Annotated in this window: 12 protein-coding genes; 3 read left to right on the top strand and 9 right to left on the bottom strand. The window is 69.1% G+C overall.

The window, feature by feature from the left end; translation table 11 throughout:
• Window positions 1–26 precede the first annotated feature (26 nt).
• The 9 genes from QNI11_RS09400 to purC form a co-directional block, all read right to left on the bottom strand.
• Window positions 27–782, bottom strand: a complete 756-nt coding sequence (locus QNI11_RS09400; protein WP_283983211.1) for a sulfite exporter TauE/SafE family protein — start codon at window positions 780–782, stop codon at window positions 27–29.
• 119 nt (window positions 783–901) lie between these two features.
• Window positions 902–1,480 carry a YdeI family protein gene (locus tag QNI11_RS09395; RefSeq protein ID WP_283983210.1) on the bottom strand — a complete coding sequence of 193 codons (579 nt, stop codon included), beginning with the start codon at window positions 1,478–1,480 and terminating at the stop codon, window positions 902–904.
• Window positions 1,477–2,811, bottom strand: coding sequence for a sigma-54 dependent transcriptional regulator (locus QNI11_RS09390; RefSeq protein ID WP_100930715.1), 1,335 nt, complete (start codon window positions 2,809–2,811; stop codon window positions 1,477–1,479). The genes QNI11_RS09395 and QNI11_RS09390 overlap by 4 nt, the downstream gene beginning before the upstream one ends.
• 37 nt (window positions 2,812–2,848) lie before the next feature.
• Entirely contained in the window at window positions 2,849–4,609 is a 1,761-nt protein-coding gene (locus QNI11_RS09385) for an ATP-binding protein (protein WP_100930716.1), read from the bottom strand.
• A gap of 37 nt (window positions 4,610–4,646) precedes the next feature.
• On the bottom strand, window positions 4,647–5,312 hold the full coding sequence (gene purQ / locus QNI11_RS09380; protein WP_100930717.1) for a phosphoribosylformylglycinamidine synthase subunit PurQ: 666 nt from the start codon (window positions 5,310–5,312) through the stop codon (window positions 4,647–4,649).
• A 191-nt stretch (window positions 5,313–5,503) separates the two neighbouring features.
• Complete coding sequence (locus tag QNI11_RS09375) at window positions 5,504–7,507, bottom strand: methyl-accepting chemotaxis protein (protein ID WP_283983209.1); 2,004 nt, start codon at window positions 7,505–7,507, stop codon at window positions 5,504–5,506.
• Between the two features lie 146 nt (window positions 7,508–7,653).
• Window positions 7,654–7,884: a phosphoribosylformylglycinamidine synthase subunit PurS gene (gene purS, locus QNI11_RS09370; protein ID WP_100931079.1), complete on the bottom strand. Its 231-nt coding sequence runs from the start codon at window positions 7,882–7,884 to the stop codon at window positions 7,654–7,656.
• Between the two features lie 96 nt (window positions 7,885–7,980).
• Window positions 7,981–10,086 (bottom strand): right-handed parallel beta-helix repeat-containing protein, encoded by a 2,106-nt coding sequence (locus QNI11_RS09365; RefSeq protein WP_283983208.1) that lies wholly within the window; start codon window positions 10,084–10,086, stop codon window positions 7,981–7,983.
• A gap of 324 nt (window positions 10,087–10,410) precedes the next feature.
• Window positions 10,411–11,172 (bottom strand): phosphoribosylaminoimidazolesuccinocarboxamide synthase, encoded by a 762-nt coding sequence (gene purC, locus QNI11_RS09360; protein WP_100930719.1) that lies wholly within the window; start codon window positions 11,170–11,172, stop codon window positions 10,411–10,413.
• A 337-nt stretch (window positions 11,173–11,509) separates the two neighbouring features.
• Between purC and QNI11_RS09355 the strand changes: the two genes are divergently transcribed.
• From QNI11_RS09355 to QNI11_RS09345, 3 genes are all read left to right on the top strand, one after another.
• Window positions 11,510–11,827: a DUF1476 domain-containing protein gene (locus QNI11_RS09355; protein WP_100930720.1), complete on the top strand. Its 318-nt coding sequence runs from the start codon at window positions 11,510–11,512 to the stop codon at window positions 11,825–11,827.
• A 232-nt stretch (window positions 11,828–12,059) separates the two neighbouring features.
• Window positions 12,060–13,916 (top strand): phosphatidylglycerol lysyltransferase domain-containing protein, encoded by a 1,857-nt coding sequence (locus QNI11_RS09350; protein WP_283983207.1) that lies wholly within the window; start codon window positions 12,060–12,062, stop codon window positions 13,914–13,916.
• A 114-nt stretch (window positions 13,917–14,030) separates the two neighbouring features.
• Window positions 14,031–14,921 carry a DMT family transporter gene (locus QNI11_RS09345; RefSeq protein ID WP_100930722.1) on the top strand — a complete coding sequence of 297 codons (891 nt, stop codon included), beginning with the start codon at window positions 14,031–14,033 and terminating at the stop codon, window positions 14,919–14,921.
• The last annotated feature ends 112 nt before the right edge of the window (window positions 14,922–15,033 follow it).

Genomic DNA, 15,033 nt, shown 5'->3' with positions numbered 1-15,033 from the left:
TCGGCGGACGCCAGCCCCGTGATGTCTCAGGCCAGCGCGCTCCACGCCAGCCGCGCCGCAACGACTGCCAAAAGGGCAAGGATCGCCTTGTCGAAGACCTCTTTCGGCAGGCGCCGCGCCAGCGCCGCACCCACCGGCATCGCCGCCAGCAGCGGCACCAGCGCCAGACCGCTGCCCACCGCGCGTTCGGGCGTCAGCAACCCGTACCAGATCATCGCCGGGATCTGCACCAGCGTCATCGACAGGAAGAACAATGAAATCGTCGCGACGAAGACCGACCGCTCCGGCTTCATCGCGTTGAGGAAGGTGATCGACACCGGCGCGCTGACGCCCGTGGCGCCCTGCAACACGCCCGCCACCGTCGACACCGGCAGCACCACGCGGCGCGCCGCCGCCATGGGCAGCGCCCAGTCCGGGCGCATCAGGCGGAACGCGATATAGAGGAAGACCACGCAGGCCACCATCGCCAGAAGCAGCTTCGGCGCCGCATGGGCCAGCATGATCGTGCCCAGCCACGCGCCGAGGAACCCGCCCCCGGCAAAGAGCCAGGGGAACCCGCCCTCCGGCAGCGAAGCGCGGTATTTCCACGACTGGATCAGGTTGGTGGTGAAGTTCGGCAGCACCATGACCGACACCGCCGTCGGCACGTCGAAGTAGAGCGCGATCACCGGCACCGCGACAATCGGCGCGCCCGCGCCCGTCGCCCCCTTCAGGATGCCGCCAAGCGCCAGCGCCGCCGCCGCCCAGAGCAAACCCACCAGATGCGCCTCTGCGAACTCCATACCGAACGCCCCCTTTTACCGCGCGCGGAGACTGCGCCCGCGATCCGGCAAAGGCAACACCCGCTCATCGACTTTTTGGGAAGATTTTCCAGACAGGCCAGTGACTTCGGCCCGGACCTTCAGAGTCTGTCGTGCATCCCGAGGCCGTTGAGGATGCGCTCTCGGTACTTCTCGATCCGCGCCTCCCGCGTCTCGGCCTTCCTGGCACCGGCAAAGTGCAGCACGTAGCCACGCTGCCGCCCGGGCGTCAGGCCGTACCACGCCGTGTTGAACGCCGAATCCGCGTCCAGCGCCGCGATCAGCTCATCTGGATAAACAAGGTCGTCCTTGGCGAAATCCACCGTCCGCCCCTCCGCCTCGTTCTGCATCGCCTGCGCGATCAGCCGTTTCAGGCCGTCCTTGGCCGCCACGATCTCTTCGACCGAGGTGGCCTTGAACCAGCGGCCCGAGCGGGAGTTCTCGCCGGGCGCAACCAGCAGCCCGTCCGGGTCATCCAGCAGAACGCCCTTGAAGAACGACAGCCCGCAGCTTTCCTTCATTGCGGCGATGATCGCCACGTTGCCGCCGGCGTGCACGTAGCAGGGCTGCGACCATTTCCAGGTCTCTTCCAGCCCCGCCTCCAGCAGCATGTCGCGGTAGGCGGCCTTTTCGGCCGCCCATGGCGCGTGGCCCTCGAAATAGTCGGCGATGCCGCTCAAAGGTAATCGGCCCTCGCCAGCCCGTACTTGGCCATCTTCTCGTTCAGGGTCCGGCGCGGCAGGCAGAGCTCGTCCATCACCGAGGCGATCGACCCCTTGTGCCGCCGCATGGTGTTGTCGATCAGCATCCGTTCGAACGCCTCGACGTATTCCTTCAGCGGCTTGCCCTCGGTGGTCATCACCGGCTGCATCTGGTCGTGGTCGCTCATCAAAAGCGAGGCAATCGTGCCCTGCCCGCGCCGCGACTGCAGCACCGCGCGTTCCGCGAGGTTGATCAGCTGGCGCACGTTGCCGGGCCAAGGCGCCTGCAACAGCTGCGCGGCCTCCTGCGCGGACACCTTCGGCGCATCACAGCCGTATTCGTCGGCGAACTGTTCCGACAGGCGGGTAAACAGCGTCAGGATATCCTCGCCGCGCGCGCGCAGCGGCGGAACGGTGATCTTCAGCGCCGCAAGACGATAATAGAGGTCGGGCCGCAGAGCCTGCTCGCAGGTGCGCCCCTCTTCCTGGAGGTTGGAGATCGCGACGATCCGCGTCTCCGGCGGGGTGCCCTGGTCGTTGATGACCGACAGGAGCCGCGCCTGCGCCGCGTCCGACAGCACCTCGATGTCTTCCAGCACCAGCGTCCCGCCGCGCGCCTCTTCCATCGCAGGCAGGCGCACGTCGTCGGGCTGCATCGGGCCGAAGAGCCGCTTCATCAGCGCGTCCTCGTCGTGCGCGCCGCAGGAAATCAGGGTGAACTTCTTGCCGGCTTTGGCGCCCACCGCGTGCAGCGCATGCGCCACCAGCGTCTTGCCGGTGCCGGTCTCGCCCTCGATCAGCACGTGGCCGTCGGCCTGGCCCAGGTCGAGGATGTCCTCGCGCAGCCGCTCCATCGCCGGGCTCGCGCCGATCAGCTTCTTCATGATCTGGCCGCCCTCGGCCAGTTCGCGGCGAAGCTGCCGCGTGTCCAGCGTCAGCCGCCGCGCGTTCGTCGCCTTCTTTGCCAGTTCCGACATGCGGTCCGGGTTGAACGGCTTCTCGAGGAAGTCGAAGGCCCCGATGCGCATAGCCTCCACCGCCATCGGCACGTCGCCGTGGCCGGTGATCATGATGACCGGCAGGGAGGAATCCGTGCCCATCAGCTTCTTCAGCAGCTGGATGCCGTCCATCCCCGGCATCTTGATGTCGGAGATCACGATGCCCGGGTAATCGGCCCCGACCGACCCCAGCGCCTCTTCGGCAGAGGCGAACGTCTCCGTGTCATAGCCCGACAGCGCCAGCCACTGGCTGATCGACTGCCGCATATCCTGTTCGTCGTCCACGATGGCGATCTTCATCGCGTTGGCCATGTACACCTCACTTCAAATGCCGATGACGGGTGGCCCGTCATTCGGCTGCTTCCGATGCCGCGTTCAGAACGGGCAATTGCATTTCAAACACCGCGCCGCCGTCCTCGCCGTTGCGCGCGGTCAGGCGTCCGCCCAGCTCCGACACGATTCCCGACGAGATCGCCAGACCCAGCCCGACCCCGTCGCCCGGGGCCTTGGTCGTATAGAACGGCTCGAACAGGGCATCGAGATCCTCGATCCCGTCGCCGTTGTCCCGCACGCTCAATGTCGCGGTCTCTCCTGCTGCCAAGATAATCTCGACCTGCGGATCGTCCACTGACTTGGTGGCATCCAGCGCGTTGCGCAAGAGGTTCACGAGGACCTGCTCGATCCGCATCCGGTCGCCCATGACCTTCACGGGCGAGTCCGGCAGCAGCCGCGTGATCTTCACCCGGCGCGATTTCAGCTGCGGTTCCATCATCGACAGCGAAGAGGCCAGCGCCTCCCCCATGTCGACCGGGCTGAAGGTCTCCTGCCCCTTGCGGGCGAAGCCCTTGAGCTGCCGGGTGATCGCGCCCATCCGCTCGATCAGGTCGTCGATCCGGTGGAAGGCGGTCAGCGCCTCGTCGGGCCGGTTGCGCCGGAGCAGCAGCCGCGCGCCCGCAAGGTAGGTCTTCATCGCGGCGAGCGGCTGGTTCAGCTCGTGACTGACGGCTGCCGACATCTCGCCAAGCGCGGCCAGCTTCGAGGACTGCGCCAGCGACTGCTCCGCCACGGCAAGGTTCTTCTGCACCTTCTCGCGCTCCGCGATCTCGCGCTGGAGCCGGGCGTTCAGCGCCCGCAGCTCGTTCGCATCCCGCTGGAACAGCGCCATCCGCAGCGCCGTCTTGCGCGAGAGCGCGTAGAACACCAGCGCCGCGAGGATCGCGAAGCCCATGATTTCCAACGCCAAAACCGCGTTCACCCGTTCGCGCACGCTGGAATAGGTGGTGAAGGTCGACAGCGTCCAGCCGCGGAACGGGATGCGGCCGTCGATCCTGAGCACCGCGTCGCCGCGCAGGTAGGCGTCGGCCGTGCTGGCGGTCCAGTCGGCGGCGGCCGCGATGGCCCGTTCGATGGCGCCGTCGTCGCTCTGCTGTTCCAGCGCCTCTTCAGGGGTCATGCCGCGCCAGCGCGGTTCCGTCGCCAGCACGATCACGCCGCTGGAGTTGGTCACCATCACCGCGTCCGAGATCCCGGCCCAGGCGCGTTCGAACTTCGCCAGGTCGACCTCCACCACGATCACGCCCACCGTGTCGCCGCCCGATTCCATCCGCCGCGAATAGGTGAAGCGGAAGCCGCCGGCCTCGCGCTCGATCTCGGTAAAGACGGTCGCGTTGGTGCGCACCGCATCGAGGAAATAGGGCGCGGTCCGGTGGCTTTCGCCCAGCCGGTTGCGGTCCGTCGCGGCCACGCTGCGCCCCTCGCGGTCCAGAAGCATGAGCGAAGCGGCGCCGATTTCGTCCACGAATGAGATCAGCCGCTGCGAGGACTGGGCATAATCCTGCGCATTGAGCGCGTCGATCAGCGCCTTGTCGCGGGCCAGAAGCTCCGGCACGATGGCGTTGCGCCGCAGTTCCGAGATCAGGTTGCCGGAATAGAGCGCCAGCCGCAGCTCCGCCCGGTTGCGCGTCGTCTCGGTGAAGCGCTCGGTCAGCAGCCAGTTGGTCACCCAGACAGTGCCGACCGCCCCCATGAGCAGCAGCACTAGGGCGATCCGCGCGCGGCCCGAAAACGGGCCCGCACGGCGCAACGTTGGCGAAGTGTCCTTGGCGACCATGCCGCGCAGGATAGGCTGACGCGGTTGTGCGCTCAAGTCAGGCTGCGGTCAGGGCACCGGTCAGATGGGCGAAAAGGCGCGCACCGTCCTCGTTGCCGTGGGCGGCTTCCGCCGCCCGCTCCGGGTGCGGCATCATGCCCAGCACGCGGCGGTTCTCCGACAGGACCCCCGCGATGTCGCGGGCCGACCCGTTCGGGTTGTCGGTGTAGCGGAAGGCCACGCGGCCCTCGCCCTCCAGCATGTCGAGCGTCTTGTCGTCGGCAAAGTAGTTGCCGTCGTGATGCGCGATCGGCAGCGCCAGCGTGCTGTCCGCGCCATAGCCGTCGGTGTAGACGCTCTCGCCCTCGACCTTCAGCCCGATGGTGCGGCAGATGTACTTCAGACCGGCGTTGCGCAGCAGCGCGCCGGGCAGCAGGCCGGTCTCCGTCAGCACCTGGAAGCCGTTGCAGACCCCCAGCACGTAGCCGCCCCGCTCGCCATGCGCGCGCACCGCGCCGATGATCGGGGCATTGGCCGCGATGGCGCCGCAGCGCAGGTAGTCGCCGAAGGAGAAGCCACCCGGCACGCCGACGATGTCGACGCCCTGCGGCAGGGCCGTGTCCTTGTGCCAGACCATCTCGACCGAGAGGCCGGCATTCTCGAAGGCGCAGGCCATGTCGCGGTCGCAGTTCGATCCCGGGAAGACGATCACGGCGGCTTTCATCGGCAGTCCTTTCCACGCGGGGCCGGGTCCGGCGCAGGGACCCGTCTGAGAGACAGGGCACGGCACCGACTCGGCGGTCCGGCCACTCTGGTTCGCGCGCTTCCTAGCACAATTGCCGGACAATGGAATGCCCGGGACGCAGGCTGTGCGCGTCCCGGACGTGCGGCATCGTCAGGCTGCCTCGGGATGCGTCAGAATTCCTCTTCCCAGCCCTGGCTTGTGGCGACGCCACCCCTGGGTGCCGGTGCGTGTTTGGGCGCCGGCCGTTCGTTCACCACCACCTTGCGGACCTCGGGCGCGGGCCGTTCCGGGGCCTGCGGTGCCGCGTCCTCCCACGATCCGGAGGTCTCGGCCTCGACCACCGCGGGTTTCGCCGCCTTCGGCTTTGACACCGGCACGCTGGCCGTCCCGCCGGACTGACCGCCCAGACGCGGACCGCCGTGGTGGAACAGCCCCATGCTTTCCGACAGTTGCTCCGCCTCGAAGTTCAGGCTCTGCCCCGCGGCGTTCAGTTCCTCGACGATGGCGGCGTTCTCCTGCGTGGCACCTTCCAGCCGCTGCACGCCCTCGTTGATGTCAGCCAGCCCGTCCGCCTGCACGCGCACCGCTCCGGCGATGTTAGATATCAGCTGGCCAAGGCTTTCCACCTGCTCCTGCACCTCGCTCAGCGATGTGCCCGTCTTCTGCACCAGCCGGCTGCCCTCGCTCACCTCCGCGCCCGAGGCGAGGATCAGCGCCTTGATCTCCTGCGCGGAATTGGCCGCCGTCTGGGCCAACCCCCGCACCTCGGAGGCGACCACGGCAAAGCCCTTGCCCGCCTCCCCGGCGCGCGCCGCCTCCACACCCGCGTTCAGCGCCAGGAGGTTGGTCTGGAAGGCGATGTCGTCGATGGCCGTGATGATCTGGTTGATCTTGTCCGACGCCTCCTCGATCCGGTTGATCGCGGCGATGGCGTCGCGCACCACCTGCCCGCTCTCGTCCGACAGCTCGCGCGACCGGGCGGCCAGGCCGTTCGCCTGTTCCACGTTGTCGGCGATCTCGCGGCTGGTGGAGGTCAGGCTGTTCAGCGCCTCCGCCGACTGCATCAGCGTTGCCGCCTGCAGTTCGACCCGGCGGGCCAGCTCGTCGGAGGTGGTGCCGATCTCCGACGCGGCGGAGCGCACGTTCGCCGCCACGCCGTCGGCCTGCTGGAGCGCGTCGGCCAGGCTCTTCATGCCGTTGTCGAAGTCGCGGCGGAGGGCGGCGTATTCCGAGGGCACCGAATCCATCTCGATCCGCGCGGTCAGATCGCGCTTCGACAGCGTCTCCAGCCCCTTGCGCATGGCGGCCACGACGCGGTCCTGGATGACGCGCGCCTCCGCGCTGCGGGCCTCGGCGGCGCGGGCGTCCTTCAGCTGCTGGCGGAAATCCTCGACCACCTGCGCCGTGGTGCCCAGCTCGTCGGGGCGGTCGGTGTGCGGCACCGGCTCTTCCAGCTCGCCATCGGCCATCGATTCGAGCCGCGCGGTGATCTGCGACATCGGGCGCAGGGCCCAGCCCAGCATCATCAGCATCGCAATGATGCCGCCGACGACGGCCAGCGCAGAGGCCCCGAGGCCGATCAGCATCCGCTCCGTCACCTTCTTTTCGACCGCGCCGCGGTCGACGCCCACGTAAAGGATGCCGATCACGTTGTCATCGGCGTCGAGAACGGGCTGGTAGACCGTGAAATAGGGCTTGCCGAGGATCACCGCCTCCCCCCGGAAGGTCTTCCGCTCAAGCATGCGGGCGTGCACCGGGTTGTCCTTGCCCAGCCACGTGCCCACCGCCCGCGATCCGTCCGGCTTCACGATGTTGGTGGTGCGGCGGATGAAATCGCCCTCTTCCGGCACCCATTCGAAAAGCGTCGCCGTCTCGCCCGAAATCCGGCCCACCGTGTCGATCAGGTCGTGCGTTTCGGGCACCGTGAGCCCGTCCCAGCGCACCGCCGCGATGCTGCCGTCCTCGGCCAGGTCCACGTCGATCCCCGGGAAATGGTCCATGAACTCGAAGACCAGCACCCGCAGGGAGGCATTCTGCCGGGTCTGCGCCGCCTCCACCGTGCTGTTGCGGCTCTGGATCTCGAAGGCGAAGAAAAGCCCCCCGCAGACCAGCATAAGCAGCGCGGTGAAACCCGCGGCCAGGGTGATTCTCAGGGATTTGCTAAGCCTGCGCATGTCTGTCTCCAGCCTGGTGGATGCCATGGCTGGATTGCACGCAAACCTTTAAGCGCAGGTTGCCGGCCCCTCTCCGGCGCCGACAAAATTCGAAAAAATCGAGTCAGATCGACCCAATGGACCGCGCCCGAAACGGCGCGCCCGGGTCAGAGCATCTCGATCCGGTAGCTCTCGATCACCGTGTTGGCGAGCAGCTTCTCGCACATCTCGGTCACGGTCGCCTCGGACGTGCCGTCGGCCAGCTCCAGCTCGATGACCTTGCCCTGGCGCACGCCCTGCACGCCGTCGAAGCCGAGGGCGCCAAGCGCGTGGCGCACCGCCTCGCCCTGCGGATCCAGAACCCCGGTCTTGAGCATCACGAACACGCGCACCTTCATCTCGGTCATCCCCTCATGTGGTCATGGCCCGGACCCCGTCCGGCCTTGCGGGGGGTGGAACGACATCGCGGGCGGAAATGCAAGCAGGAAAGGCGCTCATTCGCGGTTGCCCTGCCGCAGGACGATCCCTGCGTCGGGTTCGATGACGAAACCGCCGCCCGCGTTGCCCGCCAGATCGTTGGCCTCATAGGTGCCGCCGCCGCCCTCGCGGATGCGGATCGCGGCGTGGACATTGCCCCGGAAGGTGTTGCCGCGCACGATCAGCCGGCCCCTGCCCTTGACCGAGAGCCCGTGAAAGGCGTTGCCGTCCAGATGGTTGTCCTGAAGGACGCCGCCGCCGCCGGAATGCACGTAGATGCCCGATTGCGCGCCGTCGCGGATGTCGTTGCCGAAGACCTCGGGTGCGGCGCCCTCGCGGATCTCCACCCCGGCCATCGCGGTGCCGGAGATGCGGTTGCCCTCGATCCGGGCGGTGGCGCCATCGGTGACCATGATGCCGCTCTGCCCGCCGCCGCGGATGACGTTGCCGCGCACATCGGGCCGGGCGCTGGCCACCAGTTCGATGCCCGCAAGGCCGTTGCCCTCGATCCGGTTGTCCTCGTAGACACCGCCGCCGCCCGCGGTCACGAGGATGCCGGACCCGCGCCCGTCGAGGAAGGCGTTGCCGCGCACCTCCGGCCGGGCATCGCGGCCCGCCTCGACCCCCGCGAGACGTGCGCCCCGGACCTCGTTGTCCTCGATCACGGGCGCGCCGCCCTCCACGAGGATGCCGCGCGCCGCGCCCGCGAGAACCGTGTTGCGGCGCAGGACCGAGCCCCGGTCGTCGCGCAGGCGCACCGCTGCCAGACCGTGGCTCTCGACGGTCGTGCGCTCCAGCGTCAGGGCGCCGCGCGTCACCTCCACCGCCGCCGAGGCGCTGTCGCGGTGGCGGATCGTTATGCCGTCCATGCCGCCGCCCGTGGCCGTCCAGACCACCGCCGGGCCGCCTTCGGCGAGGAGCACCACCTCGCCCGGCGCGCCCCGCCCGACGATGGAGACCGGGCGCGAGACCTCGATGCCTCCGCGGTAGGTGCCGGGGTAAAGCTCGATCACCGCACCGTCGGGAGCGGCGCGAAGGGCCTGGGCCAGATCGGTGTAGCCACCGCCGCCCGCCGCATCGACCACCAGCGCACCGGGGGCTTGCGGCGTCCGCGCAGGCGCGGCCTGCGTGCACTCCCGCGCCACCTGCCGCCGCGCCATGCCTGCGAAGACATGGCCGCCGCAGGCATCCAGATAGGCCTCGTAACCCGCGCAACCCACCCTGCGCGCCTCTTGCCAGAGAGTGCTGCACTGCGCACCGTCCGGCGTGGCGGGCGGCTGCGGCGTGCCTGTGTCGTCCGCGGCGCGCAGCACCGTGCTGGCGGCGAGGATCGCGCGCATCGGGATCGCCATGTTGTAACCGCTGCGGCTGTCGCCCGCGTGGTGCAGCCCGACGACGCGCTTGTCGGTCAGCCGCATGACCGGCGAGCCGGAGTTGCCGCCGAGCGTGTCGCAGGAGTGCATGAGCTTGCCTTCGCGCGACACCGCCGGCGTCGCCGCCGCGCACCCCTCGCGCGAGATGTGCTGCGCCTGCCCCTGCGGGTGGCCGATGATCCAGAGGAACTCGCCGCTTTCGGGATCGGCATCGGCCAGCTCCATGATGCCGTAACGGTCTTCGGGCGCGCCGCGCACCGTGAGGACGGAGTAATCGAGCGCGCGGCTGGTCTCCACGATCCCCGGGGCGACCTCGAACAGTTCCACCTGCTCGACATTGCCGGGGTCGACGTAGCCCAGCACAAGTTGCGCCGCCTCGAGCCCGCTGTCCGCCCCGGCCGGATCGCCGTCCATCCCCGGCACGCAGTGGTGGTTGGTCAGGATATGCCCGCCGCCGACGAGGAAGGCGGTGCAGAAGCCGGTCCTGCCATCGCGGAACTTCATGTCGAGCCGCCCCACGGGCCGCCCGAGCCGCACCACCGGGCTGGCGGCGCCGTAGCCGATCACCGGCTCGTTCTGGTAGTTGCCGAAGGCCTGTTCCAGCACCGGGCCGCCCGCGCTCTGCCGCGGCTGGATCACGATGCGCCCGAAGTCCGCCGGATCGAAGGCGGCGGGCCCCTCCTGCGCCGGGACGGCCGTGGCCGCGAGGAGGAGCCAGAGGGCGGCGGCGCGGCGGGCGATCTGCGGCATGGGAACGGGCCTGTGAATGCTGTTGCGGGAAAATGGCTGCGGGAAGGCTAACCCGAGGTGCGTGGCGCGGCCAAGGGATGAATACCGGGTGTTGCGTGGCGGGTGTGTCGCGCGCGGTTTCGCTGCCTGCGGCAGCGATCCGCCGGGGGCGCTGCCCCCGGACCCCCGGAGTATTTCCGAAGCAAAGAAGCGGGGGATCCCGGGCTGGCGGGCATGCAAAAGGCGGCCCTTTGGGGGCCGCCTTCTGTCCTTGGTCCCTTGGCCGGGCCGTCCGCTGTTGGAGCGGCGGCGCGGCGGGGGCGCGGGCGCCTGCGCGCCCTTGCCTCAGTTGATCAGCTTGGGCTTTGCCATGTGCGTGCTTTGCTTCGGCATGACACCCAGACGGCGCGCCACCTCGGTATAGGCGTCGGCAAGGTTGCCCAGGTCCTGGCGGAACACGTCCTTGTCGAGCTTCTGGCCGGTTTCGAGATCCCACAGACGGCACGAATCGGGCGAGATCTCGTCCGCCACGATCAGCCGCTGGTAATCGCCGTCGTAGACCCGCCCGATCTCGATCTTGAAGTCGACGAGCTTGATGCCCACGCCGTACATCAGGCCGGAAAGGTAGTCGTTCACCCGCAGAGCAAGGGCGAGGATGTCGTCCATGTCCTGCTGGCTGGCCCAGCCGAAGGCGGCGATGTGCTCTTCGGTGACCAGCGGGTCGCCCAGCTTGTCGTCCTTGTAGCAGTATTCCACGATCGGACGGGGAAGGGCCGTGCCCTCCTCGATGCCGAGGCGTTTCGAGAGCGAGCCCGCGGCGTAGTTGCGCACGATGATCTCGAGCGGGATGATCTCGACGGCGCGGACGAGCTGTTCGCGCATGTTGAGCCGCTTGATGAAGTGCGTGGGCACACCGACGTTGTTGAGGCCGGTCATGAAGAACTCGCTCAGGCGGTTGTTCAGCACGCCCTTGCCCTCGATCACGTCCTTCTTCTGCGCGTTGAAGGCGGTGGCGTCGTCCTTGAAATACTGGACGATCGTGCCCGGTTCCGGGCCTTCGTACAGGATCTTCGCCTTGCCTTCGTAAATCTTCTTGCGGCGTGCCATGGGGCCCCTTTCACAAACGGGAAAACCGCGCTCGGGGCGCGGTGCTTGCCCGTCGTCATACGACGCCCGCGCCAGCGCCGCAAGTGCCGCAACGTCGCGAACGGGGCGTTCCCCGCGCCCCCGCCCCGCGCGGGGCACAGGGCCGGAGGCCGGTGCCGGGACAGGATGTGCGCCGCGGGGCGCGCCGTTGGATCGCTTGTGTCAGGCCGGGGTTTTCCGCGCAGGATCGCCGACGGTAGCGCAAAACCGGCGCCTGCGGGACCAACTGCCGCTTGCGCCGGGGCACGCGGGACGGCATACCCGTTCCCGACCCACTTTCCCCAAGGGAGCGAGAGCCATGACCACCTTCGATGACCGCGAGAATGCGTTCGAGAACAAGTACGCCCACGACCAGCAGATGCAGTTCAAGGCCGAGGCGCGCACCAACAAGCTTCTGGGCCTCTGGGCCGCGGAACTCCTGGGCAAGACCGGCGACGACGCCAATGCCTATGCCATCGAGGTCGTGAAGGCGGATTTCGAGGAAGCGGGCCATGACGACGTGATCCGCAAGGTCGTGGCCGATCTGGGCGACAAGGCGACCGAGGACGAGATCCGCGCCAAGCGCTCTGCCCTCGTGGCCGTCGCCAAGGACCAGATCATGAAAGAGGCCGACTGACGGCCGGTCCCCGGTTTTCCGGCGGATTTCAGGGGCGCGCACGGTTCCGGCCGGCGCGCCCTTTTCTTTTGTCGCTGGGGTAAAGTGGACCCGGCCCAAGCCCGCCCTGACCGGGCCCCGATCACGACTCCCGCGATAATTCACCCGAATGGCGATATTCCGAAGCCTGCGTTAAGGTTTTGCGCCTAGCACCCTTGCCAGCGTGACACCGGGGGCGAGTGGAGCAGGCACAGTGAACAGCATCTTTCTGCGCGCACCGGATGCGGTGCGCCGGGTACTTCCCCTTGTCCTGGGCCTCGTGCTGGCCGGGGTGCTCTGGCAGAAGGCGCAGTCGCTGGACTGGGCCGCCGTCAGCGAGGCCTTCACCTCCATCGCGCCCTGGCGCTGGGTGGGGGCCGCGCTGGCCGCCGCCGTCAGTTTCTGGGCCGTGGCGCAGTACGACGTGACCGCGCACCGGCATTTCCGCACCGGGCGCCCGGACCGGGCCGCGCGGCGCGCCGGGGCCACCGCAATCGCCGTGGGCCAGACCACCGGCTTCGGGCCTGCGGTGGGCGCGGCGCTGCGCTGGCGGCTGATGCCCGACCTCGGGCGCGGCACCGTGCTGCGCATCACCGGCTTCGTCACGCTTGGCTTCTTCGCGGCCTGGGGGGTGATCGCGCTGACGCTGGCCGTGCCGGTGCTGGCCGGGCGGGCCTGGCTGGGCCTTGTCCTGCTGCCGCTGGCGCTGGCCGCCGTCTCTGCCCTGCTCTTCACCCATCCGCGCCCGACCCTGTTCGGCAGGCAGGTTGAGCTGCCCAGCATCCCCGCCTTCCTGCACATGGTCGCGCTCGCGGGCTGCGACGTGTTCTTTGCGGGGCTGGCGCTGGACCTGATGCTGCCGCCGGAGATCGCGCCGCCGCTGCCGGTGCTGATCGCCACCTTCACCCTCGCCCTCGGCGCGGGGATGATCGGCGGCACGCCCGGCGGCGTCGGCCCGTTCGAACTGGCGCTGGTGACGCTTCTGCCCGGCACCGCCACGCCGGAACTGGCCGCCGCGCTGATCGCCTTCCGCATGGTCTATTACGCCGTGCCCTGCATCCTCGGCGCCGCCTATGCGCTGCTGTCCCCGCCGCAGCGCCAGCGCGCCGCCGTGCCGCTCAGGCCCCGGCTGTCGCTTGGACCCCGGGCCGAGCTGGCCATCGCCGCGCAGGCCGACCACCGCGCAATCGCCACCCTGCAGTCCGAGGGCACGGCCCTGCGCACGCCGCAGACGCTGACGCTGTTCCTCGGCGCGGTGGAGGGGCCGCTGGCGCCGCTCCTGCCCGCGCTGCGCCGCGCCGCCCGGGACGAGAACCGCCTGCCCTGCCTTTACAAGCTGACCGCCCGCGACGCGGTGACCGCCCGCCGCGCCGGATGGCAGATGGCCGCCTTCGCGGTGGAGGCGGTGATCGACACCGCGCGCCACGACCTCTCCGGCCCCGACCACCGCCAGCTCCGCCGCTTCCTGCGCAAGGCCGAGGGCGCCGGGCTGACCTTCGGCCCGATCACCGCCCCCGACTGGGCGCGCCTGACCGAGATCCACTGCGCCTGGGAGGACAGCCACGGCGCCGAACGCGGGCTGACCATGGGCCGCTTCTGCCCGCTCTACCTGTCGGACAAGCCGCTCTTCGGGGCCTGGCACAAGGGCCGCCTCATCGCCTTCACAAGCTGGCTGCAGACCGGCGGCGCGCTCAGCCTCGACCTCGTCCGGCACGAGGCCGAGACCCCGCAGGGCACCATGCACGGGCTGGTGCAGGCGGTCATCGCCCACGCCCGCGCCCAGGGGATCGCAGAGGTGAGCCTCGCCGCCCTGCCCCATCCCGCGCTGCCGGGACGGCTGAAGGACTGCGCCGGGCTCACCCGCTTCAAGGCCAGCTTCGCGCCGCGCTGGCGGCCGCTCTACATCGGCGCGCCGGACGCGGTGCAGCTTGCGCTCGCCGCCGCCGACATCCGCCGCGTCATCGTGTACCCCGCGCCGCTCCGCCGCAGCACGCACGACCTCTGGTCGCTCGACGCGCTGGTCGACGCCCGGCCGGACGAGGCGCTCCCCGCCTGCCGCCGCGCCGGCTGAGCCTAGGCGCCGGGCCCGCGGGCGGACCGCCCTCCACATCCCATAACCTCCCCCGGGGCATGGACAATCCCGCCGCACTCTGCACAGATGCGCGCAAGGTCCCGGGAGGCTTCCATGAACGATACACTGCGCGGCTGCCTCTGGATGACAGGGGCAATCGCTTCCTTCACGACCATGGCCGTCGCCGGGCGCGCCGTCAGCCTCGACCTCGACACCTTCGAGATCATGCTCTTCCGGTCGGTGATCGGCATCGTCATCGTGCTGTCGGTCGCAAGCCTCGCCCGCACCCGCCACCAGATCACCACCCGGTCGATGCACCTGCACGCCGTGCGCAACGTCTGCCATTTCGCCGGGCAGAACCTTTGGTTCTACTCGATCACCGTGATCCCGCTGGCGCAGGTCTTCGCGCTGGAATTCACCCTGCCGTTCTGGGTCATGCTCATGAGCCCGCTGATCCTGGGCGAGCGGCTGACGAAGAACCGCATCCTCGCCGCCGCGGCGGGCTTCATCGGCATCCTGATCGTCACCCGCCCGGCGCCCGACACGCTCCAGTTCGGCCAGCTCACCGCGGCACTCGCGGCCATAGGCTTTGCCGGGTCGGCGGTCTTCACCCGCCTGCTGACCCGCACCGAAAGCATCACCTGCATCCTCTTCTGGCTGACCGTGATGCAGGCGGTGTTCGGCCTCGTCTGCGCGGGCTTCGACGGCGATATCTCCTTCCCGCAGGCCGAAAGCTGGCCCTGGGTCGTGGTCATCGCCTGCGCGGGGCTCGTGGCGCACTTCTGCCTGACCACCGCGCTGTCGCTGGCACCGGCGACCGTCGTCATGCCCATCGACTTCGCCCGCCTGCCGGTGATCGCGCTGGTCGGCGCGCTGCTCTATGCCGAGCCGCTCGATCCCTTCGTGCTGATCGGCGCGGCGATCATCTTCAGCGCCAACTACCTCAACATCCGCTACGAGACGCGCGCCAACCGCGCCGAGGCCGTGAGCCGCGCCCCCGGTTAACCCTTTGCGCCATCGCCGTTAACGATTTTCAACCCACGGACCTGTTACATATTCGTGACGCTGCGTGCGCCACGGATTATGTGACGTTCCGTCACTGATTGATTGAAGGCTC

It is taken from the genome of Sagittula sp. MA-2, from assembly GCF_030126985.1.
In the GTDB taxonomy this organism is placed as follows: Bacteria; Pseudomonadota; Alphaproteobacteria; order Rhodobacterales; family Rhodobacteraceae; genus Sagittula.
Note: the sequence above shows the minus strand (reverse complement) of the source record. Positions and strands in the feature narration are given on the sequence as shown.

Coding starts and splice junctions, on each gene's coding strand:
- QNI11_RS09390 (WP_100930715.1), bottom strand. CDS start 2,811: ATGGCCAACGCGATGAAGATCGCCATCGTGGACGACGAACAGGATATG.
- QNI11_RS09375 (WP_283983209.1), bottom strand. CDS start 7,507: ATGCGCAGGCTTAGCAAATCCCTGAGAATCACCCTGGCCGCGGGTTTC.
- QNI11_RS09400 (WP_283983211.1), bottom strand. CDS start 782: ATGGAGTTCGCAGAGGCGCATCTGGTGGGTTTGCTCTGGGCGGCGGCG.
- purS (WP_100931079.1), bottom strand. CDS start 7,884: ATGAAGGTGCGCGTGTTCGTGATGCTCAAGACCGGGGTTCTGGATCCG.
- purQ (WP_100930717.1), bottom strand. CDS start 5,312: ATGAAAGCCGCCGTGATCGTCTTCCCGGGATCGAACTGCGACCGCGAC.
- QNI11_RS09385 (WP_100930716.1), bottom strand. CDS start 4,609: ATGGTCGCCAAGGACACTTCGCCAACGTTGCGCCGTGCGGGCCCGTTT.
- purC (WP_100930719.1), bottom strand. CDS start 11,172: ATGGCACGCCGCAAGAAGATTTACGAAGGCAAGGCGAAGATCCTGTAC.
- QNI11_RS09355 (WP_100930720.1), top strand. CDS start 11,510: ATGACCACCTTCGATGACCGCGAGAATGCGTTCGAGAACAAGTACGCC.
- QNI11_RS09365 (WP_283983208.1), bottom strand. CDS start 10,086: ATGCCGCAGATCGCCCGCCGCGCCGCCGCCCTCTGGCTCCTCCTCGCG.
- QNI11_RS09345 (WP_100930722.1), top strand. CDS start 14,031: ATGAACGATACACTGCGCGGCTGCCTCTGGATGACAGGGGCAATCGCT.